Origin of the sequence: Pseudofrankia saprophytica (genome assembly GCF_000235425.2) — a bacterium.
Taxonomy (GTDB): domain Bacteria; phylum Actinomycetota; class Actinomycetes; order Frankiales; family Frankiaceae; genus Pseudofrankia; species Pseudofrankia saprophytica.
Genome location: NZ_KI912266.1, coordinates 1,230,055 through 1,256,413, shown reverse-complemented (window position 1 = coordinate 1,256,413; position 26,359 = coordinate 1,230,055). Strand labels below are relative to the sequence as shown.

Genomic DNA, 26,359 nt, shown 5'->3' with positions numbered 1-26,359 from the left:
CATGGCTTACTTTCTCGACTTCAACGATCGGAATGGGGTGTATTTAGTCCACGGATCGCCGCGCTCCTGACAACCAGGATCGCCCCAGCCGGCCCGGTCCGTCGCGGCTTCCGCCGGAACACCCCACGGCCCAGGCGATATGTGGCCAGTTCGGACCATCGGCCGCGGCCGTTCGATGACCGTCGGCGGCATCCATGCCACTCGCCGTGTCGACCGGGGCGCGCAATCGACGATCGATCGCCTGCCGCCCGTCGCGCTGGTCGGTAACTCAATATTCTCAACGGAAATTGTGGACATAGTGCCACCCGCGGCCTATGTTCGACCCATGTCTGCTGGAGGCCCGCGTCGGCGCGGCGCGCGCCCGGCCGCGCCCGTCGCGGCCCGGCGCCACCAGGCCCTGCTCGTCGGCCGCCCACACGTGGACTTCAAGCGGGTGGCGAGCTCGCTGTGTCGGAGCTGTCGCTAGGCCGGCGGCACCGCTGAGACGGGCATCTCCGATGCCCCATCGTGATCGTGCCCGACGCCCGTTCGTGCGCCGGCACGTGCTTTCCGCCCTCCGTCTTCGCCGGCCGATGGCGTCGGCCCGGCCGGCACTCTCCGCCTGCCCCGGCTGAGGCTCGCGGGATCGTCCCGGCCCGGGCGGCGTCGGCCGAGCACCCCTTCCTCCCGTAACCACGAATCCAATCCCCAGAGAGCTCCGCGCCGGGTAGCCGAGGCGGGCCGCGGTCCTGCGTGAACCGCGGCGACCTCGCGCGCCCCAGACTCGAAAGGTCGCCATGTCCGCGTCCGAGAGCACCGTGCTGGCGGTGACGGAGCCGCCCGGTCCGCCCGGAGTCCCCGTTGGCCTCGCCACGCGGGTACCGACCGTGGCCGAGGGCGTGTCCACCGACGCCGCGCTCGCCGACCCCCAGCTCGCCGACGCTCAGCTGGCCGACCCCCAGCTCGCCGGCTCGGCGGGGCGCCTGCCGGAGATCGAGACGTTGCGCGGCGTGGGTGGCGCGCGCCGCCGCCGGCCGGTGCCGCGCTGGCTGCGCCGGGCGAGCGGCCCCGCGCTGCTGCTCGCGCTGTGGCAGCTCGGCTGCAGCACGGGGGTCATCGGCCCGCACACGCTGACCTCGCCGAGCACCGTGGTGACCACCGCCTGGGACATGATCAAGGACGGGTCGCTCGTCGACGGGCTGCTGGTCTCGCTGCGGCGGGTCTCCTACGGGCTGCTGTTCGGCGGGATCGCGGGCCTCGTGCTCGCGATCGTCTCCGGTCTGCTCCGCGTGGGCGAGGACCTGATCGACGCGCCCATGCAGATGCTGCGCACGCTTCCGTTCCTCGGCCTGATCCCGCTTCTGATCATCTGGTTCGGCATCGGGGAGACCAGCAAGGTCGTCCTGGTGTCGCTCGGCGTCGCGTTCCCGATCTACCTGAACACCTACGCCGCGATCCGTGACGTGGACGGCCGGCTGGTCGAGGCCGCGGGCACCCTCGGGCTGCGCCGCCTGGAGCTGGTCTGGCACGTGATCCTGCCCGGCGCGCTGCCCGGGATGCTGGTCGGCCTGCGCTACTCCCTTGGCGTCGCCTGGCTCGCGCTGGTGATCGCCGAGCAGGTCAACGCCGACAAGGGCCTCGGCTACCTGATGATGAACGCCCGCGAGTTCCTGCAGACCGACGTGATCACGGTCTGTCTGATCGTCTACAGCCTGCTCGGGCTGACCACCGACCTGCTCGTCCGCATGCTCGAGAAGGGAGCTCTGTCATGGCGACGCGGCTTCAGCGGTCAGTGACCGAACCTTCCGCCGCCGGGCTCGGGCCGGCCGGTGCGACCGGTGGGACCAGCGGGGCGGATGAGGCCGGCGGTCTCGCGGTCGACGTCCTCGACAAGCCGGGTCCCCGGGCACGCGCGGCGGTCGAGGTGCGCGGCCTTCGCCGGGAGTTCGGCGGGCGCGCGGTGATCGACGGGCTCGACCTGACGGTGGCGCCGGGCGAGTTCGTGGCCCTGCTGGGCCGCAGCGGCTGTGGCAAGAGCACCCTGCTGCGCGTCCTCGCCGGCCTCGACCTCGACGTCGCCGGCACCGTCGCGGTGCCGCGCCGGCGCTCGGTGGCCTTCCAGGAGCCGCGGCTGCTGCCCTGGAAGCGGGTGTGGCGCAACGTCGCCCTCGGGCTTCGCTCGCCGCGGGGGTCGTCGGCAGGGGAGTCGTCGGCAGGGCACGGCGACAGCTCCCGCGCGCGGGCGCTCGCCGCGCTCGCCGAGGTCGGGCTCGATCATCGCGTCGACGCCTGGCCGCTGACGCTGTCCGGCGGCGAGGCGCAGCGGGCCTCCCTGGCCAGGGCCCTGGTCAGGGAGCCGGACCTGCTGCTGCTCGACGAGCCGTGTGCCTCGCTCGACGCGCTCACCCGGCTGCGGACCCAGGCGCTGATCGCCGACCTGTGGGCACGGCACGCGCCCGCCGTCGTGCTGGTCACCCACGACGTCGACGAGGCGCTCGCGCTCGCCGACCGCGCGCTGGTGATGAGCGACGGCGTGATCAGCGAGGACGTGGCGATCCGCGCCGCCCGCCCGCGCCGGCCGGGCGACCCCGAGATCGTCGCGCTGCGGGCCCACCTGCTCACCCTGCTCGGCGTGCCCACCCCCGCCGCGGCCTGACTCGGCCCTCGCCGTTCGCCCTGGCCGACCGACGGCACGGGCTCCGAAGATTCACAAGGAGAGAACCGACATGTCCCCCTTCGCCCGCCGCCTTCGGGGGGCCGCCGTTCCGCTGGCCGCGACGGTCGCGGTCCTGGGCCTCGGCGCTTGCTCGTCCGGCGACGACAAACCGGCCGGCGCCGCGCCGGCCGCCACCAGCGCCGCCGCGGTCGACCTGAGCAAGGTGACCCTGAAGGTCGGTGACCAGAAGGCGGGCATCCAGGCCGCGCTGGAGGCGGCCGGTGAGCTCAAGGACGTTCCGTACAAGATCGAGTGGAGCCAGTTCACCTCCGGCCCGCCGCTGCTCGAGGCGCTGACGGCGAAGGCGATCGACCTTGGCGGCGTCGGCGACACGCCGCCGATCTTCACCGCGGCCGCCGGCTTCAAGATCAGTCTGGTCGCCGCCTACCAGCAGGACGTGACCGGCGCGGCGATCGTCGTGCAGAAGGACTCGCCGATCAAGACCCTCGCGGACCTGAAGGGCAAGAAGGTCGCGGTGGCGAAGGGCTCGTCGGCGCACTACCACCTGCTCACGGCGCTGGCGAAGGCCGGACTGACGTTCGACGACATCCAGCCCGCCTACCTGCAGCCACCCGACGCCCTGGCCGCGTTCGGCAGCGGAAGCGTCGACGCCTGGGCGATCTGGGACCCGTACACCGCCGTCGCCCAGCAGCTCAACGGCGCCAAGATCCTGGTCGACGGTTCCGGCGGGCTGTCCACCGGGCTCGCCTTCGAGGTGTCGCGGCCGGACGTCATCGCCGACCCTGGCAAGGCCGCGGCGATCCGTGACCTGCTGATCCGGGTCGGCAAGGCCCGCCAGTGGGCGTTGGCCCACGCCGACACCTGGGCACAGGCCTGGGGCACCGCGGCCGGCGTCCCGATCGAGATCTCGAAGGTCTTCGTCGACCGCACCGCGACGAAGGCCGTCGTGATCGACGACGCGCTGGTCGGCCGCCTGCAGAAGGTCGCCGACACGTTCGCCGACGCCAAGATCATTCCTGTCAAGGTGAAGATCGCGGATCTCGCGACCGACCAGTTCAACGACACCGTGGCGCTGTCCACGGCCGGCTGATCCCGGGCCCTGCCCGCGCCGCCGGCGCGGGCAGGGCCATCGGCCGCGCCGCCGGCCGCCCGGCCCACCTGTAGGAGCTCGATCCTCGATGTCGATCCATCCGCACTGGTTCCTGCCCACCGCCGGCGACAGCCGCAACCTCGACGCCGCCACCCTGACGCACGAGGCGAACCGGTCGTCACGGACGGCGGGCATCCGCCCGCCGGACATCGACTACCTCGCCGAGATCGCCAAGGCGGCCGACCGGCTCGGCTATGAGGCAGTGCTCACCCCGACCGGTACCTGGTGCGAGGACGCCTGGCTGACCACCGCCGCCCTGCTGGGTGAGACCCGGCGGCTGAAGTTCCTGGTCGCGTTCCGGCCCGGGCTCGTCACCCCGACGCTGGCCGCCCAGATGGCGGCCACCTACCAGCGGCTGTCCGGCGGCCGGCTGCTGCTCAACGTCGTCACCGGCGGGGAGACCGACGAGCAGCGCCGCTTCGGCGACTGGCACGACAAGGACACCCGCTACGCCCGCACCGCGGAGTTCCTGCAGATCGTCCGCGGTGCCTGGGGCGACACGCCTTTCGACTTCGAAGGCGAGCACTACCGGATCGTCGGCGCCACCACCCGCAAGCCGTTCGACCCGCCGCCGATCTTCTTCGGTGGCGCGTCGCCCGCCGCCGAGCGGGTCGCGGCCCGGCACGCCGACGTCTACCTGCTCTGGGGCGAGACGCCGGCGCAGGTCACCGAACGTCTCGACCGGATGCGGGCGCTCGCCGCCGAGGCCGGCCGGGAGCTCCGGTTCGGCTACCGGGTGCACGTCATCACCCGGGACACGTCCGCGGCCGCCTGGGCGGTGGCCGACGACCTGCTCGGCGGCCTCGACCCCGCCACGATCACGTTCGCGCACTCGCTGCTCTCCCAGGCCGAGTCGGTCGGTCAGCAGCGGATGACCGCCCTGCACGCCGGCAGCACGGACGACCTCGTGATCGCGCCGAACCTGTGGGCCGGCTTCGGCCTCGTGCGCCCCGGCGCGGGCACCGCACTGGTCGGCAGCCACAGCGAGGTCGCCGACCGGATCGAGGAGCTGCACGCGCTCGGTGTCGAGCACTTCATCCTCTCCGGCCACCCGCACCTGGAGGAGGCCTACTGGTTCGCCGAAGGCGTCCTGCCACTGCTGCGCCGCCGCGGGCTGCTGGCGACGCCGGACGGCGCCCCGGCCGCCGCGCAGCCGCCCGCCGCACCCGCCGCGCCCGCCCGGCAGGCGGCTGGGGGCCAGCGCCCGGTGCCGACCGGCGCCTCCTGAGCTCCCAGCAACCGCGTCGCCCGCGCCACCCACCGCGACCTTCGTAACCGCCCTACCCGGCCGGCCCACGTGTCGGCCGGGCCTTCCACAAGGAGCGAGAAATGACCGTCGACACCTCGCCGGCGCCGGCCTCGACCGCCGTCGCCCTGGACATCGAGCCGCTGACGATCCGGATCGGAGCCGAGATCCGCGGGGTCCGCCTCGACGGTGACCTGGACTCCGCCACCATCGCGGCGATCCGCGCGGCCCTGCTGCGCCACCGGGTGGTGTTCTTCCGCGGCCAGGATCAGCTCACCCCGGACCGCCAGATCGCGTTCGCCCGGCTGTTCGGCGACCTGACCCTGGCCCACCCGACGCAGTCGTCCCTCGACGGCTACCCGCTGATCCACGAGCTGGACGCGTCGAAGGGCGGCCGGGCCGGGGCGTGGCACACCGACGTCACCTTCACCGACCGCCCGCCGGCGTTCTCGATCCTGCGCGCCGTCGAGATCCCGCCGGTCGGCGGCGACACCATCTGGTCGAACACCGTCTCGTCCTACTGGGACCTGCCCGACCAGCTGCGCGACGCCGCCGACAAGCTGCGCGTCTTCCACACCAACCAGCACGACTACGGGCTGCGCGCGCAGGACCTCGAGGGCCTGCCCGAGGTGTTCAAGGAGCGGTTCTTCGAGTTCCGGTCCAAGGAGTTCGAGGTCGAGCACCCGGTGGTGCGCGTCCACCCGGAGACCGGCGAGCCGTCGCTGCTGCTCGGCGGGTTCGTCAAGCAGCTGACCGGGGTGAACCAGGCGCAGTCGTTCGACCTGCTGCGCGCGTTCGCCGAGGTGGTCGCGAAGCCGGAGAACACGGTCCGCTGGAAGTGGCGGACGGGCGACGTCGCGATCTGGGACAACCGCGCGACCCAGCACTACGCGATCAACGACTACGCCGACAGCCCGCGGATCGTGCACCGGGTGACCGTCGCCGGCACGATCCCGGTCGGCAAGGACGGCCGGCCCAGCGTCGCCCGGGCCGGCGACGCCAGCGAGTACTCCCCGATCGGCACCGTCCCGACCGACTGATCCGGGGCGGTCACCGGGGTGTGGCGCTCCAGAGGGGGGCGATCGCCTCGTCGTCCAGGTCGTCCTCGGCGTCGCGGAAGGCGGTGCCGTCGGGGTCGCGCAGGGCGGCGGCCAGGGCATGCCGGCGGTGCCAGATGCCGGCCCGCCAGGCCAGCCCGCGGGCGAGCGCGTCGGGGCCACCCGCGGCATCGACGTGGATCTCGCCGCCGATGCCGCCGACCACCCGCCACGGCGTCTGCGTCGGCCGGCCGGCGAGGTCGGCGACCACCAGCCGGGCGTGCTCGACGTACGGCGTGCCGTCCGGCGCCTGGCGCTCGGCCGTGTTGTAGGGGCCATCCAGCACCGGGCAGTCCGCGGCCGCCGACGCGAGCGGCACCCCGAGCACGTAGCCGACCTCGGCCGCCCGGTCGAGCGGCACCCGCAGCGGCGCCGCGTCGCCGAGCAGGGTGAGCAGGTCCGGGGCGTCCAGGACGACGGCGTCGCGGGTGGGTACGACCCCCAGTGGGGTGCGTACCGCCAGCGGCGGGTCCAGCCGGCCGTCGGCGAGCACGCCACCCGGCCGGCCGTCCGGCCCGGCGGCGAGCCGGGTCGCGGCGGTCACCGCGGCGACGTAGAGCGCCCTGGCGGACAGCCACGGAACGTCCCGATCGGCGTCGCCCAGCCGGTCGAGCAGGTCGAGCACACCGGCGAGGTCGCCGAGGACGTCGTCGAGGGTGTGGCGGCAGCCGAGCGCGCGCAGCAGTTCGGCGTCCACCCCGGGCAGCGGCCTCGCCGGGGCGAACAGCCCCGCGAGCAGCGGGTCGGCGCCCGGCAGGCGCAGCTCCGCCGGCGGCAGCCGAACCACCCCGCCGCGGCCGTCGTCGAAGCCGAAAGCCTCTCGGTCGTCGCGGTCCCGGTCGTAGTCGTCCTCGAGGTCCTCGCCGTACTCGTCGGCGCCATCGTCCGCGGCCGCGCCGCCGCCGGCGTCCCGCCCGCTCGCGACGGGCAGCAGGGCGTGCCGGGCGAGCCACCAGCGGGTGTACGAGGGCTCCTCGCCGAGCACGACGTCGCGCAGCGGCGGCTGGGCGAGCTCGGCGAGCGCCTCCGGCCAGGCCGCCGGGTCCACCAGCTCCAGGTCACGCACGGCGGCGAAGCTGGACAGCACCATCGGAGCGCCAAGGCCGCCGGCGCGGGCCGCCGTGGCCCTGGCCGGCGCGAGCGCGGGCGACTCGGCCGCCTCGTCGACCCAGGTGTCGCTGTCGTCGAGGTCGAGCAGCACGGGCTCGTCCGGGTCGAGCGTCACGTCGCTCGCGTAGAGAACCCCGAACGTGCGCAGCACGCCGACGGCCTCCAGCACGCTCGCCGGCCAGGCGTCGGTGACCTCCGGCGCCAGGATGCCGAACGGCGTGTCACCGGCGACGAGGCGGTCCAGCGGGCCGTCCGCGATCAGCAGCTCGGCCGACGCGGCGAACTCGCCCTCGATGTCCGGCAGGAGCAGCTCGCCGAGCCAGTCGAGCCCGGCGGCCGTCTCCGCTGGGGACAGATCCGCGTCGCGGACCAGCGCGAGCACGGCCGTGGCCAGCGCCAGCAGCTCCTCGGGGTCGTCGTCCGGGTCGGAGTCGACGACCGCCTCGTGCACGGCCGGGTCGCGCAGCACGCCGGCCGGGGTGCCCTCGACCGCGCCCAGGGTGCGCAGCGCGTCCCTGGCGACGCCGACACAGGCGTCCGGGTGCACGACCCGCAACGGCAGCCCGGACGCGGCGAGCGCCAGCACGTCCAGACCCTCGGTCGGCAGCAGCACCCCGCGCGGCCCGGTGACCATCCGCACCCGCAGCGCCGGCCCCGCGCCCGCCGCGTCGTCGCCGGCCGCCGTCGCGACCGGCACCGGCAGGGCGCCGAGGGCGTCGCGGTCCGGCGCGGTGATCAGGGCGGCGTACAGGGACGACCACCAGGCCGGCGGCCGGCGCACGCCCGCCAGCACCTCCACGAGGCCGGCGCTGTCGAGCCGGCGCACGCCCAGCGCGTCCAGGGCGCGCCGCCAGTGCCGGGCGCCGTAGCGCGCCGGCAGCAGCCCCGGGACCGGGCCCTCGTGGGAGTCCCCGGCCTCCGCCCCGGGACCTTCGGTCTCGAGGACGGCGCCGGCGTCGAACTCCGCGTCGACGAGGTCCGGGTCGGAGGCGGCGCCGTGGTCGGTCACGGCGCCGCTGCCCGCGGCGGAGAGCAGGGCGGTGACGGCGTCCGTGGCCGGGCCCAGGTCGCAGACGACACACTCGCGGCCGAGCCGGCCGCCCGGCATGATCCCCACCTCGGGCAGCATCCGCGCGACGGCGTCGCGCAGCCGGCCGTCCACCGGGCCGGCGGGCAGCCCGGACGGCACCAGCTCCAGTGCCGCCAGCGGGTCCGGCGGGACCAGCGGATCCGCGTCGGCCGGCGCGAGCCGGCGCTCGGTGACGGGCACCGGGCCCGCCGACGCGAACGCCGCGAACAGGTCCTCGTCCCGGCCGTCGCCGTCGCCGTCCGGAGTGGGCGCGGCGGGGTCGCCCGCGCCGGCCGGACCGGCGGTACCCAGGTGGACGGCCAGGGCGACGACCGCCTCGGCCAGACGGTCGGTCAGCCAGTCGCGCAGCGGCCCGGCGACCGTGTGCCGGCGGGAGGGCTCCAACGGCAGTTCGACGCTGGCCAGCACCGGCAGCGACAGGGGCTCGTCGGTCGGCTGCGGCGCGCGGACCACCTTGGGGATCCCCGCCGGCCAGGCCCCGTCGCGAACCATCGCGCGGGCCGCGTAGCCGGTCCTCGCCCGCTCCTCGACGGGTCTGTCCGCGAGCAGCGCCGCCGGGATCGTGCCCCGGCGCACGCAGCCGCGCCAGCGCTCCCCATCGAGCAGCGCGATCTCCAGCGCGGCGTCCAGCGGGACGTCCGCGGGGTCGGCCGGGTCGCCGTGGCGGGGGGCGGCCATCGCCGCTGGCGGCTCGTCGGCCGACTCGTCACCCGCGGTGTACTCCCAGTGGCAGGTGTGTGTCTGGACGTCACCGTCCAGGTCGAGGATGACCTCGGCGAGGCCAGGCAGGACCAGCAGCAGGGTGGGGTCGAAGCCGGCCAGCAGCTCCCGGGCGGTCGCGGCGGCCTCGGCGTCGCGCAGCGGGAGACGGATGATCGTGTCATAGCCGTCCGGCGGTGGCTGCTCCCGCGCCGCGGCGAACGGCAGCCGCAGGATGGGCGCCGCGCCGTCGCGACGGCCGAGCTCGGCGCGCAGCCCCGCGGCGCCGATCTCGTGGACGGCGGCGACCGTCGACTCCTTGGACCAGCGCACGCCGGCCGCGGCCGAGGCCAGGGCCGGGTCGCGCGAGACGATCGACGGCTCGTCGCTGACGGCGAGCACCGCGGCGAACCCGGCGCCGAACCGGCCGACGGCGCCGACGTCCCGCTTGGCCGAGGCGCGCAACGTGCTGAGTGCCTCCACGCCGGCGGCGGTCAGCGGCGCGCCGGTGTTCGCGACCTCCACCCGGTCGCCCGCGAGCCGGACCAGCACCCGGCCGGCGACCCCGGCCGCCGCGGCGGCGTCCACCGCGTTCTGCAGCAGCTCGACGACGAGGCGGTCACGGTAGGCGCCGAGCGCCGCGTCCTCCTCGGCGTTGGCGTCCTCTCGGAACCGGGCAGGCGAGGCCGCCCAGGCATCGAGCACCCGCCCACGGATTGCCGCCGTCCCGAACGGATCGCCGGTCGGCTCCGCCGGTGTGGCGGAACCAACCGCCGGCTCATCGGCCGCGTCCAGATGCGTCGCTTCCACTGCTCTATCTTCGCCACCGCCTGAAACGGCTGGCCGGCTGGGCGGTGGGTGGCCGTCCGTCGCTGTGCGGCCTCGGTCCAGGTCTGGCGCGAATTAGGCTGGACATCTGTGCCGGTCGGGTGCGGCGGAGGTGACAGTAGTGGTTGGACGAGCGGGCGCACGGCGGCCGGACGACTCTCGACTGGTGGAGGCCTTCATCCAGCAGTGGGACCTGGTCGTGTCCGGCGTCGATGCGTTGGGTGACGAGGATTTCGCCGCCGCCAGCGCGTTGTCCGGCTGGACGACGGCCGACCTGGTGGCGCACTGCGCCCGGTCTGGTGGGGCGCTGGCGCATGCGCTCATCGACGCGTCGCCCACCCAGACGGCCGACACCGACGCCGCTGGCGCGGCCGGCGCCGGCCGGGGCGAGGCCCGCGCGGGCGACGTCGGCGCGGCGAACGCCGTCGAGTACCTGGGCGGGGTCGGTGGCCGTGCCGAGACGATCGCGGACACCGCCCGCTCGGACGCCGCGGGCCTGTCCCCGAGCGAGCTGCGCTCGCTGCTGCGGACGGCGGTGGCCGCGTCGCGCGGCGCCCTCGCGGCGGCGACCACCGGGCAGCCCGGCGGGCCGGCGGCCTGGGACCAGGTGGTGACCTCGCCCGGCGGGCCGGTGCGGCTGGGTGACTTCGTCGCGACCCGGTGCGTCGAGGGAGTCGTGCACGGCCTGGACCTGGGGCTCGCGCCGGACCGGGACGCGCTGCGCATCGTGACGCGCACGCTCGTCGATCTGCTCGCCGCGCGGGCGCCCGGCCGGTCGGTCGAGGTCCGGGTGCCGCCGTTCGCCGCGGCGCAGGTGGTCGAGGGACCCAGACACACCCGTGGCACCCCGCCGAACGTCGTCGAGGCCGACCCGGTCGCCTTCGTCGCGGTGGCCGCAGGTCGGTTGGACTGGTCGGCGGCCCTGGCCGACGGCCGCCTCACGGCCAGCGGCGAGCGTTCGGACCTGCGTCCCTACTTCCCGCTCCTGTAGCCCATCCAGCCGCCCGGCGACCAGCCACCCGTCTCCTCTCGCCCCGTTCGGCTCTCGGGCGACCGTCCGTCCGCTCGGTGGACCGAACGGGCGTGGGCGCGTGGTGGTACTGCTCACGGGTAGGTCCGAAGCGAAATGCCCACTAACCCGCCTCCTGTTAGCGTGGAAGACAGTGGCTGCCGACGGCGCGTTCATGGTGGGACGGTCCGTCCATATCTCGATTACGGCGGGTTGGCGTACTGGCTCCCGCGCGGGCGGCCTGGCGGGCCCGCCCGTTCTGTCAGCCCGGGGACGAGCCCGGATCCCGGACGGTGACACGCAAGGAGACCTGGTGCCATGACCAAGGGGACAGTCGCCGCTTCCGGTTCCGGTGATCACTGTTCGGCCGGTCCCTGTCAGTCCGCCGGCCGCCTGCCCGGCCCGGCCGCCCGGGCCGGTGTCGACCGGGACCGTGTCGACAGGGATTGGGAGCTCGAGCTGCGCGACGCCGCCGGCCCCCAGGACGCCTGCGGGGTGTTCGGGGTCTGGGCGCCCGGCGAGGACGTCGCGAACCTCACCTACTACGGCCTGTATGCCCTGCAGCACCGCGGCCAGGAGGCGGCCGGCATGGCCGTCGCGGACGGCCGCGCGATCGTGGTGTTCAAGGAGCTGGGGCTGGTCGCCCAGGTGTTCGACGAGCGGACGCTGTCGAGCCTGTCCGGGCACATGGCCGTCGGGCACACCCGGTACTCGACCACCGGCTCGTCCACCTGGGAGAACGCCCAGCCGTCCTACCGCACCGCCCGCCTCGGCGAGGGCGTCGCGCTCGCGCACAACGGCAACCTGACCAACATCATGGAACTGGCCGAGGAACTCGGTGACGACCGGGACGCCGGCATGCACGCCACCACCGACTCCGACCTGATCACCGCGCTGCTGGCCAGCCATGCCGGCCCGACGCTCGTGGACGCGGCGCTGGACATCCTGCCCCGCCTGCGCGGCGCCTTCTCGCTGGTCTTCTCGGACGCCTCGACGCTGTACGCCGCCCGTGACACCCACGGCATCCATCCGCTCGTGCTGGGCCGCCTCGACAGCCGCGCCGACGAACGGGCCGAGCGATCGGCCGCCGCCGACCCGGCGGCGGGAGCCGGGGCCTGGGTGGTGGCCAGCGAGACCTGCGCGCTCGACATCGTGGGCGCGACGTTCGTGCGCGAGGTGGAGCCGGGCGAGCTGGTCATCATCGACGCGACCGGGCCGCGCTCGGCGCGCTTCGCCCCGGCCGACCGGCACGGCTGCCTGTTCGAGTTCGTCTACCTTGCCCGCCCGGACACGACGATCGCCGGCCGCTCGGTGCACGCCACCCGGGTCGAGACCGGACGGGCCCTCGCCCGCGAGGCGCCGGTCGACGCCGACCTGGTCATCCCGGTGCCGCAGTCCGGTGTGCCGGCCGCCGTCGGCTACGCGGAGGCCTCCGGCATTCCGTTCGGCGAGGGCCTGGTCAAGAACTCCTACGTCGGGCGAACGTTCATCCAGCCGTCCCAGACGATCCGCCAGCGGGGCATCCGGCTGAAGCTGAACCCGCTGCGCGAGGTGATCGAGGGCCGCCGGCTCGTCGTCGTCGACGACTCGATCGTGCGCGGCAACACCCAGCGGGCGCTGGTGCGGATGCTGCGCGAGGCCGGCGCCGCCGAGGTCCACATCCGCATCTCCTCGCCGCCGGTGCGCTGGCCCTGCTTCTACGGCATCGACTTCGCCACCAGGGCCGAGCTGATCGCCAGCGGGGCGGGGGTGGAGCAGGTGCGGGAGTCGCTCGGCGCGGACTCGCTCGCCTACGTCTCGCTCGACGGCCTGATCGCCGCGTCCCGCCAGCCGGCTGACGAGCTGTGCCGGGCATGCTTCGACGGCATCTACCCGGTGCCGCTGTCCGACTCCGACCGGCTGGCCGGCAAGCACCAGCTGGAGGCGATGGGTAGCGGCGAGGCCACCAGCGCCGCGCTCGCCGAGGCGTTCCGCCGCGGGGTCGTGGCCGGCATGAACGGCGCGGACCCGTCGCCCGACGACCTCGACGAGCTGGCCGGCATAGACACGTTCGAGGGCATCGAGGACCTGTCCGCCCTGGACGCCTCCTCGCCCGCGCCGGCGTCGAAGGCGCCGGCGGTGTCGGCGGGGCGTGCCGGTGGCGCGGGTGCCGGTGTCGCGCCGGCTGGGAGCGTCCGGCCATGACCGCGCCCGTGAGCCCTGGCGACGGCCGCGTCGCTCCGTCCCACGGGGCCGAGGCCAGTGGTGCCCCGCGGGGCGCGTCGTACCAGGCCGCCGGCGTGGACGTCGCGGCCGGCGAGCGGGCCGTCCAGGCGATGCGCGGCCATGTGGCGCGGGCCAGCCGACCCGAGGTGGTCGGCTCGCTGGGCGGATTCGCCGGGCTGTTCGCTCTCGACACCAGCCGTTACCGCAAGCCCCTGCTCGCCTCGTCGACCGACGGGGTAGGCACCAAGATCGCCATTGCGCGGGCGCTGGACGTCCACGACACGGTCGGCGTCGACCTCGTCGCGATGGTGGTCGACGACCTGGTGGTCTGCGGCGCCGAGCCGCTGTTCCTGCTCGACTACATCGCCTGCGGTTCGCTCGACCCTCACCGGGTGGCGCTGTTGGTCTCCGGGGTGGCGACCGGCTGCGAGCAGGCCGGCTGCGCGCTCGTCGGCGGGGAGACCGCGGAGCATCCCGGCCTGATGGGCGCGGACGACTACGACCTGGCCGCGACCGGGATCGGCGTCGTCGAGGCGGACGACGTCCTGGGGCCCGAGCGGGTCCGGCCCGGGGACGCGCTGATCGCGATGGCGTCGTCGGGGGTGCACTCGAACGGGTTCTCGCTGGTGCGCCACGTGCTGTTCGGCCGCGTGGAGCCGGAGTTCCCAGGGGGGATCGGCCCGGACGGCCAGGCGGTGCTGCGGCGCGAGGAGCCGGCGCTCGGCACCACCCTCGGTGCCGCGCTTCTCACACCGACCCGGATCTACGCGAAGGACTGCCTGGCGCTCGCCGCGGCGACCGACGTCCACGCGTTCGCGCACATCACCGGCGGCGGGCTCGCCGCGAACCTCGCCCGGGTGATCCCGGCGGGCCTGCTGGCCACGCTCGACCGGTCCACCTGGACGCCCCCGCCGATCTTCGCGCTGCTCGCGGAACGCGGCCCGGTGGCCCGGGAGGAGATGGAGAGCACCTTCAACCAGGGCATCGGCATGGTCGCGGTCGTGGCGCCGGCGGCCGTGGACGACGCCCTGGCTGTCCTCGCGACCCGCGGTGTCCCCGCCTGGCTAGCCGGCCACGTCACCGAAGCGGACAACAGCAAGGGCACCGAGCCCGCTGTGGATGGGCTTACCGCCCGCCTCACCGGCGACCACCCATAGGTAGGCCTACCTCACACCGTCAGGTACGCCAACCTCGCATCGTCCGAGCGTGTCGTGCCCGAGCTGGCGCGAAGGCCCAGCCACGAGCGATGCGAAGTGGCGCCGCAAGGCCCCAGATCGGGTTGGTCTTGGTTTGGTGACGTTCAGCGGCGGGCGACCGTGCGGCGCGGAGGCGCGCCTCGCGGAGGCCCGGCCCCGGAGCGAAGCGAACGGGGCTGGGCCTCCGCGAGGTCGCCGCAGCGCCCGTGAGCGGAGGAGGACGGCGCGCGGAGGTCCCGTGGGAGCGACGGGGTCCCTGCGGAATCGGCGAAGCCGATTTCGGAGGTCGTGAGTACGGGGCCGGAGCGCGCCGCCCGGACGGAGCGAACCAGCAACACAGCCCGCACGGAGCGAACCAGACTAATCGTCCTCGTCGAGGTACGAGCTGTAGTCGTCCTCGTCATCCGTGTACGGATCGTCTTCCTCGGTGGTGTCCCGAGTGGTCGATCCAGAGACGCCCAGATCCGCCTTGAGCCGGTCCAGATCCATCGACGGCGAGTTGTACTTGAGCTCGCGGGCGACTTTCGTCTGCTTGGCCTTCGCTCGGCCGCGCCCCATGGCTCGACCCCCTCGAACATGACGACGGGGACCCGCCCCGGTGCTCTAACTGTCTCGTGCCTACCGAGACTACAGGGATCGTGGGCCGGTCGGCACGCCAACCCGACAGTTGTCAGCGGCGGTCACTCGAAGGCGTGCTGAGCGCACCGTTCGCGCCTCGCGGGTCGGACTCTCCGCGCCCGACCTGCCTGTTTCGCCCGATGTGCTCCCGGCTGGGTCCGGGTGGCTAGGGAAGCAGGATGCGCCGTAGACGGCCAATCCGCGCGATCCGGCGCTCGGCGAGCGTCACGGCCGCGGCGCCCGGGGTCTGTCCCTCAGCGTCGGCCAGCTCAAAGACGTCCTGAGTCGTCGTGAAGATCCGGGCCACGGCGGCCTTGGTTCGCTCCGGCCGGTAACCCTCGATCTCGTCGGCGACCTGGATCAGGCCGCCGGCGTTCACGACGAAGTCCGGGGCGTAGAGGATCCCGGCCTCGGCGAGCAGCTTGTCGATGCCGGGGTGGGCCAGCTGGTTGTTGGCCCCGCCACAGACCACCCGGGCGCGTAGCCGGCCCACGGTCGCCTCGGTGAGCGCGCCGCCGAGCGCGCACGGGGAGTAGACGTCGGCGGGCACGCCGATCAACGCGTCCGGATGATCCACGATCTCGACCTGAGGATGCACGTCGTGCAGACGGGCCAACGCCGCCGGGTTGACGTCGGAAGCGATCACCTTCGCCCCGTCCTCCAGCAGATGCCCGACGAGTCGGGCGCCTACCTTCCCGACGCCGCTGACCGCCACCGTCCGGCCGCCGAGGCTCGGGCTGCCCCACAGACGCGCGGCGCAGGCCCGCATGCCCTCGAAGACGCCGTAGGCCGTCATCACTCCCGAGTCCCCGGACCCGCCGTGCGCCGGCGAGCGGCCGACGACCCACCGGGCCTCGCGGGCGACGATGTCCATGTCCGTCGGGTAGGTGCCGACGTCGCAGGCGGTGATGTAGCGGCCGCCGAGAGAGGCGACGAACCGTCCGTAGGAGCGCAGCAGCGCCTCGGAGGAGTCCCTGGCCGGGTCACCGATGATGACCGCCTTGCCGCCGCCGAGGTCGAGGCCGGCGCAGGCTGCCTTGTAGGCCATCGCCCTGGACAGCGCCAGGGCGTCGGCTAGCGCCGCGGACTCGTCCGGGTAGGGGTGGAACCTGGTGCCGCCGAGCGCTGGGCCGAGCGCGGTCGAGTAGATGGCGATGATCGCGCGCAGCCCGGAGGTCGGGTCGGAGCAGAAGACCACCTGTTCGTGCTCGGCGCCGGCGTCGAAGACCGAGGAGCTGACCCCCGTCCCCTCGACCAGGTTCGACGCGGACGCAGACACCTTTGTCATGGCCGAACCCTACGGCGCGGTGCCGGCCGTCGGCGCCGTGCGACCGCCGCCACCAGCCGGGCCGCGTCGACCCCTGAACGCATGGGCTCGGGCCGCTGGGCCCGGGCCGCCGGCCGGATCGCCGGCCGGATCCCTGGGTGGATCGTGTCCGGTGCCCCGTCGAGCTGAGGACCATGGCCGTCGGGCGCGGAGAGTCTGGCGATGGGGCGCTTCGCGCCCTCGTTCTACGGGATAGCCTCGCGTCGGCGGATCGGCCCGGAGGGGGGTTAGAACGGTGCCTGTCGTCTCTCCAGCGGCGTACCTGCGCGTCTATGAGCCGCTTGCCGCGTTCTCGCCGGCCGAGCGGCTGCGCTGGCAGCGCTTCGCGGCCACGGCGCCGCCGTCGCGCCGCGCGGGTGCTCGCAGGGAACGGATGGTCTCGCTGGTCGCGACGCTGCGCCCGACGCTGGACGTCGCTGGCGAGTCCGCGTTCGTGCAGATGGTCGACGGTCTGATGTTCGTCTGCCCGTGGTCGACGCAGCTGCGGGTGTGGCAGGCGGCGCTGGAGTTCCGCGGTGGGATGCCCGAGCGGATCGCCGAGGTCTTCCTGCCACGTCGGATCGTCGACCCGGCTGAGAGCGAGCTGGACCGCTGGCGCGCCCGCCGCCCGGAGCTGAAGGTCCACATCCAGACGTCGACCTGGTCGGTGCCCACCTCCTGGTTCCTGCTCTTCGACCCGGCCGAGCGGTTGCTGGTCACCGGCGACACGGCCGAACGCTCCATGATCTACCGGACTGAGATCGGGCTCGCCCGGCGGCGGGTCGCCGAGGCGGTCGAGACGCTCGCCGCCATGCGTGCCGCCATGCCGGACGCCTCCGCCGTCGAGGGCGTGACGGAGCTGGCTCGTTGGCTGGACTCCTTCCACCCGCGGAGCAGGGTCGAGCTGGACTACGACGGTCTGGTCGAGTTGCTCGACGACGAGGTGCTGCGCGGCGACAGCTCCGTCGAAGACCTCACCGAGGCGGTCAGAGCGTTACGCCAAGGGCGAACGGACCGGGCGACCGAGGCGTATGAGCGCGTGCTGGTCAGATGGCGCCCCTTGCAGACAAGGGAATCCGCCAGCTGATCGGCGGGCTTGCTAACGCTGAGTCGCCGCCCGCTTCGGACGAGCTGTGACTAGTCAGCAGATGGTCCCGACGTGCCATGTCCGAAATGCCCCCGAAGGATGCACGATCTGTATGGGACGGAGCGACGCTCTGTGACGGGAGGCCAACGCAATGACGACGAGAACGCCGGACGCCGAGCCCCTGCTGACTCCGGCCGAGGTGGCGACGATGTTTCGGGTTGATCCGAAGACTGTCACCCGGTGGGCCAAGGCTGGGAAGCTGACGTCTATCCGCACCCTTGGTGGCCACAGGCGCTACCGGGAGGCGGAGGTTCGGGCCCTGCTGAAGGGGGTCCCCAACATGGGCGGTGACCTCTAGGCGCATCGACCAGCTCGGTACACGGTGTCCTGTTCGCCACCTTTCGGGTGGCTTCCCGCTAGCCCGCGTGACAACGGGCGCGCTGTGTACCGAAGGGGTGGGTCTCCGGTACGGCACGTCGATCTGCCAGCGCCGACGATCCCGGCCGAATGGCCGGGCCGTCGGGCTATTCGGCGTGCTGTACCGGCGGTGTGCTCGCCCGTCCCACCGATTCATCAGACCTCGCCAGGGTTGTCCGGCCAGGTCGAGGCTGCCGCTACTGGCAGCCGGATCGGCGGGACCCTGAGGCGCCGGCAGGCGTCTCAGTGGCCTGCGAATCTTCAGGCGTTCGAGGGGTGCCCGGCCCGGCCGTGACCGGCCGCCGGGCACCCAGCTCACGTTCCTGTCCCGCTTCTGATCGACGCGGCTTGACCCACGCGACCCGTCGGGCTGTCTTTGGCCCGCAGCGGCGGGGCGCGTGCCGGTCAGATGTTCAGCACGGCACCACCTGGACGACGGGCGGCGCGCCTCAGGCGCGCCGCCCGATCTCGTCCGCGCCCGTTTCCGTCGGTTTCGCAGTGTTCGCCGTGTTCGCCGCGGAGCGGGCTGCTCGGCGCCGCTCGACGCGGCGCGACCAGCCAGGCGGGGCGTGCTCGCCGGGAGGTGACCAACCCGGGCAGCGGGGAATGCTGCTTCGGGGGTGAGCCGTGCCCAGGGAGCGGAGCTGGACGTTTGGGCCGATTCTCGATGTCCCGACGCCCGATCGCACCATCGCCGACCTGTTGGAGACGGTGCGGCTCCGGCTGCGGATGGATGTCGCCTGGCTGGCCCGCGCCGAGGAGGATCTCGTCGTCATCGAGGCGCTCGACGGCGACGGCGAGTCGTTCGGCGTCGTCCCCGGCGCGACCCTTCGCGGCGTAGCCAGCCACCACACGCTGGTGCTCGCGGGCGAATGCCCCGACATCATCCGTGACGTCCGCGCGCAGATGCCCGCCGGAACGCTGCCGTCAACCGGCGAACCGTGGGCCGGCGCGTACGCGGCGGTGCCCGTGTTCGAGCGCGACGGGTCGCCCTACGGCGTGCTCGCGGCGCTGTCCCACGCCCCGCGCCCCGACCTGCAGGAACGTGACGGGCGGTTCCTTCGCCTGGTCGCCGAGGTGATCACCGACTCCGTGTCGGACCTGCACCGGGTCTGGGAGCGGCGTACCGCGTTCTGGGATCGGGTCAGCGAGGTCATCGACGGCGGCGGCCCCACCATGGTCTTCCAGCCGATCGCGGATCTCGGCGCCGGTGGCCGGATCGTGGGCGTGGAGGCGCTGGCGCGCTTCCCGTCCAACGTGACCGAAGCCACCGAAGCCACTACCGCCGAGGAGGACGGCGCACGGGTCGACGCGGCGGGCGGCGAGGGCATCCAGTCAGCCCGGGCAGCGGCCGGCGAGGGCACCCAGGCAGGCGGTGAGGGCACCCGGACAGCTGGTGATCTGCCGGCGGCGGACGTGCCAGTGGCGGCCCGGGCGACCGTCACCGCGGTCCGGGACCGCGCGGGCGGCTGGCGCCAACCCGTCGAGGTCGGCGCCAGTGAGCCGGAGCGGTGGTTTGCCTGCGCGGCGGCGGTCGGGCTCGGTACCGAGCTGGAGCTCGCCGCCGTGCGTGCCGCGCTCGCCTACCTGCCGCACCTGCCGCCGGACGTGTTCATGTCGGTCAACGTCTCTCCGGGCACCATTGGACCGGAGCTGCTCGAGCTGATCCAGGACGTCGAGCCGAGCCGGCTGTTGCTGGAGATCACCGAGCACACCCGGATCGAGGACGATTCGGAGGTGTTCCGCACGCTCGCGGAGCTGCGCGCGCGTGGGGTACGGATCGGTGCGGACGACATCGGCTCTGGGTACGCGGGTCTTTCCCGGTTCCTGGCATTGCGGCCCGACCTGGTGAAGATGGACCACTACCTGACCCATGGGATCGACGCCGATCCGGCGCGCCGAGCCGTCGCCAACGCGCTCATCCAGATCGCGGACGAGATCGGCGCCAGCGTGCTCGCCGAGGGCATCGAGACCGAGGCCGAGCTGACCACCCTGCGCGCGACCCGGGTCCGGCTCGGCCAGGGAAACCACATCGCCCGGCCGGCGGCGTCGCCGTCGTTCAGACCGTTATCGGCTGGTAGTCGGCAACCCGGACCGTGCTCAGCGCGAGACCCTGCAATCCGAGGTGAATGCCGTCCAAGGCGATCCAGCCACCGTCCGTCTCGGTGAAGGCCGCCCAGGCGGGGCCGTGCTGGCGGACCCAGAACGGCAGCTCCACCCCGTCGACGGGGACCGAGACCGCCGTCCAGTCCTCCGCGTCCAGGTTGCCCGACAGCCAGCCGGCCAGCTCCAGCTGGTACCGCCACCATTCCTGCCGGTCCGGCGAGTCCGCCGGGAAGTCCGGGGCCACCGCGTGCAGCATGCTCTGCTGCGCCCAGCCGATCGCGTCGTCGGCCACCGTCGGGGTGTAGTGGACCTCTCCGACCTGGATCGCGGGCAGCCGGGGCACCGTCGTCACGATGACTCTCGGCCCCAGGTGCGTCGCGTCGCCGTGGCCAAGGCAAACCCGCCACACCTGCTCCGAGCGAGGCCGTCGGGTATCCCAGAGCTCCAGCCAGCGTGGCTCGAGAAGACCAGGGTGCAGACCGAAGACGGGGAAACCGGCGGATAGGGGCAGCAACAGTCCCGGCATCGCCACAGTGTGCAGCCTGGCGGCCCCTCGCCGGGCCTCTCCCCCGGTCACGTTCAGGCCAATCCGTCCATGGATGTCCGGCCCGTCCCCGGTGTATGCGTGCGCGAGGCACCGGCCACCGCCGACCGATGGCGCCCGCGCCGACGTCTCGGCCGGCCGCCCCCCCCGCTGGAGACGTCGGCCGGGGCGGCCGACGTCCCCAGCGCGTGATGAGCGGGGCGCGATGCGTGCCCTACTGGCCCCAGGCGAGGACGGCGGGGCCGACGCCGGCCGTGTTGCGGGCGGCGAGGGTGACGCGGAAGTACGGGTCGGCGGGGCCGGGCGCGGTCCGGGTGTAGCTGTGGCCGGTCACGCTGACCGTCTCCGAGGTGACACCGGCCGGGCCGGTCCGGTAGATCGTCAGCTCATAGGTCAGCGAGATCTGGTTCCCACCCACGCTGGCCGGCGTATCCCAGTTGATGATGAGGTGGCCGTGGCCGTCCGGGATGGCCAGCAGCCCGCGCGGCTCGCCGGGCGGCACGCAGCCACGGGCCTTCACCGGCGACGACGCCGACGAGGAGCCTCCCGGGCCGATCGCCTGCACGGTCACGCTGACCTCGGCGCATCCGTTGACCGAGACCTGGAAGATGCCCGGCTTGGTGAGCTCGCGTACCCCACCGGGGTTCGCCGTCACCCGGTACGACGTCACCGCGCCACCGTCGAACGGCGCGATGACCTTGACGGTCACTCCGGCGGGCACCGACTGCAGCCACAGCCCCGGGACCCCCGGCCGCGCCTTCGCGTCCACCGGCGCGCCCCCGGCCGCGGCCGGGCTGCTGGCCGCCGCCGGCGGCGGCTGTGCGGCGGTGGCCGCGGTGGACGGGGAGGGAGCACCGGCGGCGGGCGCGCCGCTCGCGCCCGGAGCGCCGGCGCCGGCGCCGGGCGCTACCGAGGACGCGGGTGACGCGTTCGCCGCGTCGGTCGTATCCACCGTCGCGGCACCATCGGTCGAACGCAGGGCGAGTGGCACCAACGTGGCCAGCAGCGCGACGACCGCGGCGACGATGATCGTGGTGACCCGCCGCCGGCGGGCACCGCGACGAGCGGCCCGCGCGCGGGCCCGCGCGCCGGGAGCCCGAGCCGGGGTGTCGGCTGTCTCCGCGGTGGCGACCGTCGCGTCGTCCATCTCCTCGGCGGCCGTCTCGGACGACGACGTCCCGTTGGACGTACCGGCGGCCAGGGCCCGCGGAGCCGGCCCGAACGTCCCGCGATCGGAAGCGGCCGTCGCGGGGGAGCGGGGAGTGGGGGACCAGGTCGCCAGCGCCGTCGAGGACTCCGGCACGGCCGGCAACGCCCGCGACGACGCCGCGAGCTCGCCGGCCGGGCTCGTTGATCCGGCGGCGATCCCGGGATCGGCCAGGGAGGCGTCCGGCCTGAGGGCCAGGGCGGTTTCGGCGGCCTCGTCCGCCGCGCTCGTCGTCGGGTCGAGATCGACCTCGCCGTCCCAGAGCGCGTGCAGCTCGGCGATCCTGATGGGCTGGAGCGTCGCTTCGGGCCTCCCGCCCGTCTCCTGTATCCAGCCCGGCCCCACGTCGATCACGCCGTCGACGTCGATCTCCGTCGCGGCGGCGCGGGCGGCGAGGACGTCGGGGGGCAGCAGCTCGGTGATGGCCGCCACCGGGTCGAACCGCGGCGCGAGCACCAGCTCGGTCCCCATGGCCGCGGGGGTCTCGAGGCCCGGGGCGGCCTGCGCCGACGGGGCCTCGGCCTCCTCGTCGTCCGGCGTCCCCGCATCGTCCCGGGACGAGTCGTACGAGAGCGAGTAGTCCAGCGGTGCGTCGTCCTTCGGCGCCTCGTTCTCGGCCTCGACCGCCGCCGGCGCGGCGACGGGGTCGGCGACCTGCGCGACGGTGATCTGTGCCGCGGCGACCTCGGCGACGGTGATCTCGGTGATTCCCGGGACGTCGTCGATGTCCTCGATGACGATGTCGACGTCCGCGAGCGGCTCGGTGCTGACGAAGGCGTCCGGCCTTGGCGGGACCGCCGGCACCACATCCACCAGCTCGTCCGCGGCCGGCTCGTCCGTCACCGGCTCGTCCGCGGCCGCTGGCGCCGCCGGGGTCGGCTCCACCGCGTCGCTGGAGGCGGAAAGAACCCTCGCGAGGTGAGTGGACCTCGGCGCGGGGATGTCGAGGACCGCCGAGGCGACCAGGTCGTCCATGTCCGGTTCGTCGGCGGCCGGTGACGGGTCAGGGAAGGCCCCGACGAGGTCGCCGATTCCCAGCGGGTCCGTCGGCGAGATGTCCAGCGGGTCGCCGATGTCCAGGCCGGTGGCGGTGGGCCGCGGGTCGAGGACGGGGTACTGGGCCGCCGCCGGCGTGGGAATGCCGAGGTCGAGGACTGGTTCCGCGGCGATGCCGAGAACCGGCCCGTCCGCGGGCGCATCGTCGGAGATACCGTCGACGACCACCTCCGAGACCACCTCCGAAGGAGGCGCGTCCACGGCGGGCACGGCGTGGAATGGGACGTCGAGTGGTTCGCGGGGATCGACGTCCGCGAGCTCCACGACGAACCCGCCCGAGGCGTCTTCGCCGGCCCGGGGGCGAGCATCGCCGTCCGCGACGTCAGCCAGCTCGTGACCGGCGCGCGCACCGGCCGGAGCGTCGAGATCGTCCGAGGCCGGGGCAGAATCGATCATGCCGGCCTCGGCCTCGGCCTCGGACGCGGCGGCGGCGAGGCCGGTGGCCGGCGCGGACACGAGATCCGTTGGCTGGTCCGTTGGCTGGCCCACCTGCTGGCCTGCTGGCTGGTTCGCGGCCGTGCCCTCGCCGAGCGCGGTGGCATCACCATCGTCGACGTCGCTGTCGTCGACGCCGGAGATGGCTCCGACCCGCTCATCCCGTTCGGCCCGCTCATCCCGTTCGGCCGGCGGGAGCGGCGACGCGTCCCAGGCCGACTCCACGGAGATCGGTTCGGTCTCGGTCGGCGTGCCGGGACCCGATGCCGCGGTGGCCGTCTCGACCGCCCCGGCGATCGGCCCTCGGGTGGCCAGGTCCTGGTCCAGATCCTGGTTCTGGTCGGTTGGCGGGGCGGTCGCCACCGGCAACGCGAGCGGTGTCGGAACCAGCGGTGGCAAGGGGAGCGGCGGCAGGGGGAGCGGCGGCAGCGGTGAGGCGAGAGGCGGCGGCACCGGCCGGGCAAGCGCTGGCGGCGGCGTCATCGCCGCGGGCAGCGCTCGCCCAGGCCGCGCCGCGGGCGCCGGCGAGGACGCGGGCGGCCTGGCCGGGCCGATGGCCGTGCGCCGCGGGACGGTCTGGGGGGCGGGCGAGCGGTGCTCCGCCGACTTCTCACCCATCAACGTGAGGAGGAGGTCGGCGGCGGAGGGACGGTCCTGAGGGTCCTTGCTGAACGCCTTGCGCACCAGCGGGACGAGGTCGCGAGGCAGCGAGCTCAGGTCCGGGCTGTCCCGCCCCACCCGCCGCAGCAGCTCCTCCGGTGGGGCCTCGCCGAACGGTGGTGTCCCGCTCGCGGCGAAGGTCATCACCGCCGCCCAGGCGAACACGTCCGCCGCGGGCCCGACCTCCTCGCCCTGGGCCTGCTCCGGCGCCATGTAGCCGGGGGTACCGATCTGAGCCGCGTCGTGGGCATGCCCGCGCCCCCGGCCCCGGCCGCGCCCCCGCCCGCCACCACGTCCGTTGTGGTTGACCGCCGGGCCGGCGAAGCCGTTGGCGATACCGAAGTCGATGACCCGCGGCCCGGACGGTCCGAGCAGGACGTTGCCCGGCTTGAGGTCGTGGTGGGCGATCCCGGCGGCGTGGATGGCGGTCAGCGCGGCGGCCATGCCGACAGCCAGGCGGGCGAGGTCGTCGGCGCCCAGCGGACCGCCGGCCGTCACGGCGGCGCGCAGCGTCGGCCCGGGGACGAACTCGGTGACCAGGTAGGGCAACGCGGCGTCCGGGTCGGCGTCGAGTACCTCGGCGGTGTAGAACTCCGAGACCTGGCGGGCATGCGCGGTCTCGGCGCGGAACCGCTCGCGGAACTCGGGGTCCCGGGCGTACTCCGACTGGATGACCTTTACCGCTACTCGCCGGCCGTCAAGGGCCTCGCCCAGATAGACGGTTCCCATGCCGCCCTCACCGAGTAGGCGAAGGATTCGGTAGGAGCCGACGAAGACGGGGTCGCGGGGGCGTAGCGGCGCTCCCGGCTCCGGTTCGACGACCGTGACGGTTCCGCCCTCGTCCGGCATGGTGCCTCGAGCGGCGGGCCGCGAGGAGGCAAACCGGGTCAGCAGCCCCACGAGGCCATCCGACGATCAGCCAGCGACACCCGGCCGCGGGCGGGGTCGACGCGGTCGGCAAGGTCGCCGATGTCTCGATCCCGGCGTCGCATAGGTTCCTCCCCAACAAGGCGCGGAACCGGCGGTCGCACTCGACCGCGCCGCCGGTCCACCCCGCAGGTCGGAGTGGACGTGGCACGCCTCGAATGACCCGATTTTGCAGCAGAGCGGCGCGGACCCGGACAGCCCGCCCCGCTATCGTGGCAGCACCATCCGGCAATGCCGGCAATGTTGTGGCGGTGGAGTTCCGTTCTCCTGGTCTGGGTGTGTCGGCGATGTGCGTCGAGTGAGATATCGGTGGCAGGTGGGAACCCAGGTATCCGAATCCCCCACGCGCAGGGAAGAACATCGACCGCCGTGGTGCTCCCCGCTGATCTCTCCGGTTTGTCGGGATCAATCGGGATCAAAGTGGCTGCGGCGGCATCGTTCCGCCGGTGCCCTGTCCTGTCCGCCCTGCCGCCCTGCCGCTGTGCCCTGCCTTGGCGCGAGCGTGCGGGCAGTGCGTCGTGCCGCGCGGGTTGCCGGTCCAAGACCGGGTATAGCCGCAAAGCGATCGCCAGGGCGCGGTCACCGGACTGAAGGAGTGTTTCGATGACCATGGTCGACAAGATGAAGAACACGCTGCAGCGCTTCACGGGACGCAGCAAGCGGACCGCAGGCCGCGTCAGCGGCGACCCCGGGCTGGAGGCTCGCGGCGCCGCGGAGAAGGCCGGCGGGGACGTCAGGCAGGCCGGCGAGCACCTCAAGGACGCCACGCGCTGACCCTGGCGGCACCCTTCGCGAAGGTCCACCTACCCCGGTTTCTCAGCAGCCCGCTGGCCACCGCGACGGCCAGCGGGCTGCTCCCGTGGGATGGCGGCCAGGAGTCGTGAGATGGCGGCCCGGAGGAACAGGTGGTCACCGCTCCATGAGGGCCGCACGCCCGGTGCGCAGGCGCATGGCGTCCAGCCGCGCTGCCTGCCCGATCGCCCGCTGTTCCAGCTGGTCGAACCGCGGCGGGTCCAGCCCCAGGCCCGGGTCCTCCTCGGCCAAGGCGCGCAACGTCGCCCAGACGAGCCGCTTGCCCTCCACCCCCAGTTGCAACGTCTCCAACTCGATCATGGTGCTCAGCGGGGAGCGGGTCAACAGGCGGCCGTTCAACTTCAGCCGACCCACCAGCTCGGCGAGCAGACCAGCGGTGATCTTGTAGCGTCGGCGCGGCGCCCCAAACTGCTCCATCAGTGCGATGAGCACCGACCGGTCCTCGTCGATCTCCTCGGCGATGGACCACAGCTCGGCGCCGATCGGTAGCTGCTGGTGGGGTGTGCCGGCCAGCCGGCGCGCGAGACGCAGCCCCGCGGTAGAGCCCGCCAGGTGGTCGTTCAGGTAGATCCCCAGCAGGTGTTCGCCAGCCAGCTTGTGAGAGCTCGTCGTGGTCTTGCCATCGGCGGTGGTGGACTGCGCCATTGCGCTCCCCTTGTCACTGCTAGACGCCCTCTTGTCACCGCTGGACGCCTTCGCCGCATTTCAGATGGTCTTGTGGTCTCGCGCTGTCGGCGTCGCGCCGGCGTGGGGAGGTCCTACCCGCCGAGCTCGCTGGATACCGCGTATGGCGTGACGGCTGATCTCCGGCAGCCGTTCCAGCGTCCTGCCGACCACATCATCAGCGACGATCTACCCGCATGCCGTGCCGGAGGAAAAGCGGACCACGCTGCGGAA

Annotated in this window: 19 protein-coding genes; 13 read left to right on the top strand and 6 right to left on the bottom strand. The window is 73.8% G+C overall.

The features are described from left to right. Window position 1: 1 nt before the first annotated feature. From FRCN3DRAFT_RS57585 to FRCN3DRAFT_RS0205470, 6 genes are all read left to right on the top strand, one after another. Window positions 2-70 carry a hypothetical protein gene (locus FRCN3DRAFT_RS57585; protein WP_425343334.1) on the top strand — a complete coding sequence of 23 codons (69 nt, stop codon included), beginning with the start codon at window positions 2-4 and terminating at the stop codon, window positions 68-70. Between the two features lie 706 nt (window positions 71-776). Then, window positions 777-1,775: an ABC transporter permease gene (locus FRCN3DRAFT_RS0205490; RefSeq protein ID WP_007517020.1), complete on the top strand. Its 999-nt coding sequence runs from the start codon at window positions 777-779 to the stop codon at window positions 1,773-1,775. After that, window positions 1,748-2,635 (top strand): ABC transporter ATP-binding protein, encoded by an 888-nt coding sequence (locus FRCN3DRAFT_RS0205485; RefSeq protein ID WP_007517021.1) that lies wholly within the window; start codon window positions 1,748-1,750, stop codon window positions 2,633-2,635. Before FRCN3DRAFT_RS0205490 ends, FRCN3DRAFT_RS0205485 begins: the two co-directional genes overlap by 28 nt. 70 nt (window positions 2,636-2,705) lie before the next feature. Then, a complete protein-coding gene (locus FRCN3DRAFT_RS0205480; RefSeq protein ID WP_007517022.1) occupies window positions 2,706-3,746 on the top strand; it encodes an ABC transporter substrate-binding protein in 1,041 nt (346 codons plus the stop codon). An 88-nt stretch (window positions 3,747-3,834) separates the two neighbouring features. Next, on the top strand, window positions 3,835-5,034 hold the full coding sequence (locus FRCN3DRAFT_RS0205475; RefSeq protein ID WP_027140288.1) for an LLM class flavin-dependent oxidoreductase: 1,200 nt from the start codon (window positions 3,835-3,837) through the stop codon (window positions 5,032-5,034). A gap of 101 nt (window positions 5,035-5,135) precedes the next feature. Then, window positions 5,136-6,092, top strand: a complete 957-nt coding sequence (locus FRCN3DRAFT_RS0205470; protein WP_007515509.1) for a TauD/TfdA dioxygenase family protein — start codon at window positions 5,136-5,138, stop codon at window positions 6,090-6,092. 10 nt (window positions 6,093-6,102) lie between these two features. Here the strand turns inward: FRCN3DRAFT_RS0205470 and FRCN3DRAFT_RS0205465 are convergent, their stop codons facing one another. Next, window positions 6,103-9,858, bottom strand: a complete 3,756-nt coding sequence (locus tag FRCN3DRAFT_RS0205465) for a sacsin N-terminal ATP-binding-like domain-containing protein (RefSeq protein WP_007515510.1) — start codon at window positions 9,856-9,858, stop codon at window positions 6,103-6,105. A 184-nt stretch (window positions 9,859-10,042) separates the two neighbouring features. On the opposite strand from FRCN3DRAFT_RS0205465, the gene FRCN3DRAFT_RS0205460 reads away from it, so the two are divergent. The 3 genes from FRCN3DRAFT_RS0205460 to purM all read left to right on the top strand — a co-directional run bounded on the left by FRCN3DRAFT_RS0205460 (window position 10,043) and on the right by purM (window position 14,247). After that, window positions 10,043-10,867 (top strand): sterol carrier family protein, encoded by an 825-nt coding sequence (locus tag FRCN3DRAFT_RS0205460; RefSeq protein ID WP_232793929.1) that lies wholly within the window; start codon window positions 10,043-10,045, stop codon window positions 10,865-10,867. A 336-nt stretch (window positions 10,868-11,203) separates the two neighbouring features. After that, window positions 11,204-13,069, top strand: coding sequence for an amidophosphoribosyltransferase (gene purF / locus FRCN3DRAFT_RS42795; protein WP_007515512.1), 1,866 nt, complete (start codon window positions 11,204-11,206; stop codon window positions 13,067-13,069). Continuing rightward, window positions 13,066-14,247 carry a phosphoribosylformylglycinamidine cyclo-ligase gene (purM, locus tag FRCN3DRAFT_RS0205450; RefSeq protein ID WP_007515513.1) on the top strand — a complete coding sequence of 394 codons (1,182 nt, stop codon included), beginning with the start codon at window positions 13,066-13,068 and terminating at the stop codon, window positions 14,245-14,247. The genes purF and purM overlap by 4 nt, the downstream gene beginning before the upstream one ends. A gap of 399 nt (window positions 14,248-14,646) precedes the next feature. On the opposite strand, the gene FRCN3DRAFT_RS0205445 is transcribed toward purM, so the two are convergent. Together FRCN3DRAFT_RS0205445 and FRCN3DRAFT_RS0205440 are read right to left on the bottom strand one after the other, a co-directional pair. Continuing rightward, a complete protein-coding gene (locus FRCN3DRAFT_RS0205445) occupies window positions 14,647-14,844 on the bottom strand; it encodes a DUF3073 domain-containing protein (protein ID WP_007515514.1) in 198 nt (65 codons plus the stop codon). Between the two features lie 226 nt (window positions 14,845-15,070). After that, a complete protein-coding gene (locus FRCN3DRAFT_RS0205440) occupies window positions 15,071-16,192 on the bottom strand; it encodes a Glu/Leu/Phe/Val family dehydrogenase (RefSeq protein ID WP_007515515.1) in 1,122 nt (373 codons plus the stop codon). A 274-nt stretch (window positions 16,193-16,466) separates the two neighbouring features. Between FRCN3DRAFT_RS0205440 and FRCN3DRAFT_RS0205435 the strand changes: the two genes are divergently transcribed. The 3 genes from FRCN3DRAFT_RS0205435 (at window position 16,467) to FRCN3DRAFT_RS49190 (ending at window position 19,883) form a co-directional block, all read left to right on the top strand. Then, entirely contained in the window at window positions 16,467-17,297 is an 831-nt protein-coding gene (locus FRCN3DRAFT_RS0205435; RefSeq protein ID WP_007515516.1) for a DUF8083 family protein, read from the top strand. A 151-nt stretch (window positions 17,298-17,448) separates the two neighbouring features. Next, window positions 17,449-17,655, top strand: coding sequence for a developmental transcriptional regulator BldC (gene bldC / locus FRCN3DRAFT_RS0205430; RefSeq protein WP_007515517.1), 207 nt, complete (start codon window positions 17,449-17,451; stop codon window positions 17,653-17,655). A gap of 686 nt (window positions 17,656-18,341) precedes the next feature. After that, the gene (locus FRCN3DRAFT_RS49190; RefSeq protein WP_007515518.1) at window positions 18,342-19,883 is read left to right on the top strand and encodes a sensor domain-containing phosphodiesterase; all 1,542 of its coding nucleotides are present in this window, start codon (window positions 18,342-18,344) and stop codon (window positions 19,881-19,883) included. On the opposite strand, the gene FRCN3DRAFT_RS51055 is transcribed toward FRCN3DRAFT_RS49190, so the two are convergent. Next, window positions 19,774-20,172 (bottom strand): hypothetical protein, encoded by a 399-nt coding sequence (locus FRCN3DRAFT_RS51055; protein WP_027140286.1) that lies wholly within the window; start codon window positions 20,170-20,172, stop codon window positions 19,774-19,776. The two genes, FRCN3DRAFT_RS49190 and FRCN3DRAFT_RS51055, sit on opposite strands and share 110 nt — an antisense overlap. A 406-nt stretch (window positions 20,173-20,578) precedes the next feature. Then, a complete protein-coding gene (locus FRCN3DRAFT_RS49185; protein WP_007515520.1) occupies window positions 20,579-24,571 on the bottom strand; it encodes a serine/threonine-protein kinase in 3,993 nt (1,330 codons plus the stop codon). 681 nt (window positions 24,572-25,252) lie between these two features. On the opposite strand from FRCN3DRAFT_RS49185, the gene FRCN3DRAFT_RS0205410 reads away from it, so the two are divergent. Next, window positions 25,253-25,423, top strand: a complete 171-nt coding sequence (locus tag FRCN3DRAFT_RS0205410) for a CsbD family protein (RefSeq protein WP_007515522.1) — start codon at window positions 25,253-25,255, stop codon at window positions 25,421-25,423. A gap of 135 nt (window positions 25,424-25,558) precedes the next feature. Here FRCN3DRAFT_RS0205410 and FRCN3DRAFT_RS0205405 read toward each other — a convergent pair whose 3' ends face one another. Next, on the bottom strand, window positions 25,559-26,107 hold the full coding sequence (locus FRCN3DRAFT_RS0205405; RefSeq protein WP_007515523.1) for a hypothetical protein: 549 nt from the start codon (window positions 26,105-26,107) through the stop codon (window positions 25,559-25,561). Between the last annotated feature and the right edge of the window lie 252 nt (window positions 26,108-26,359).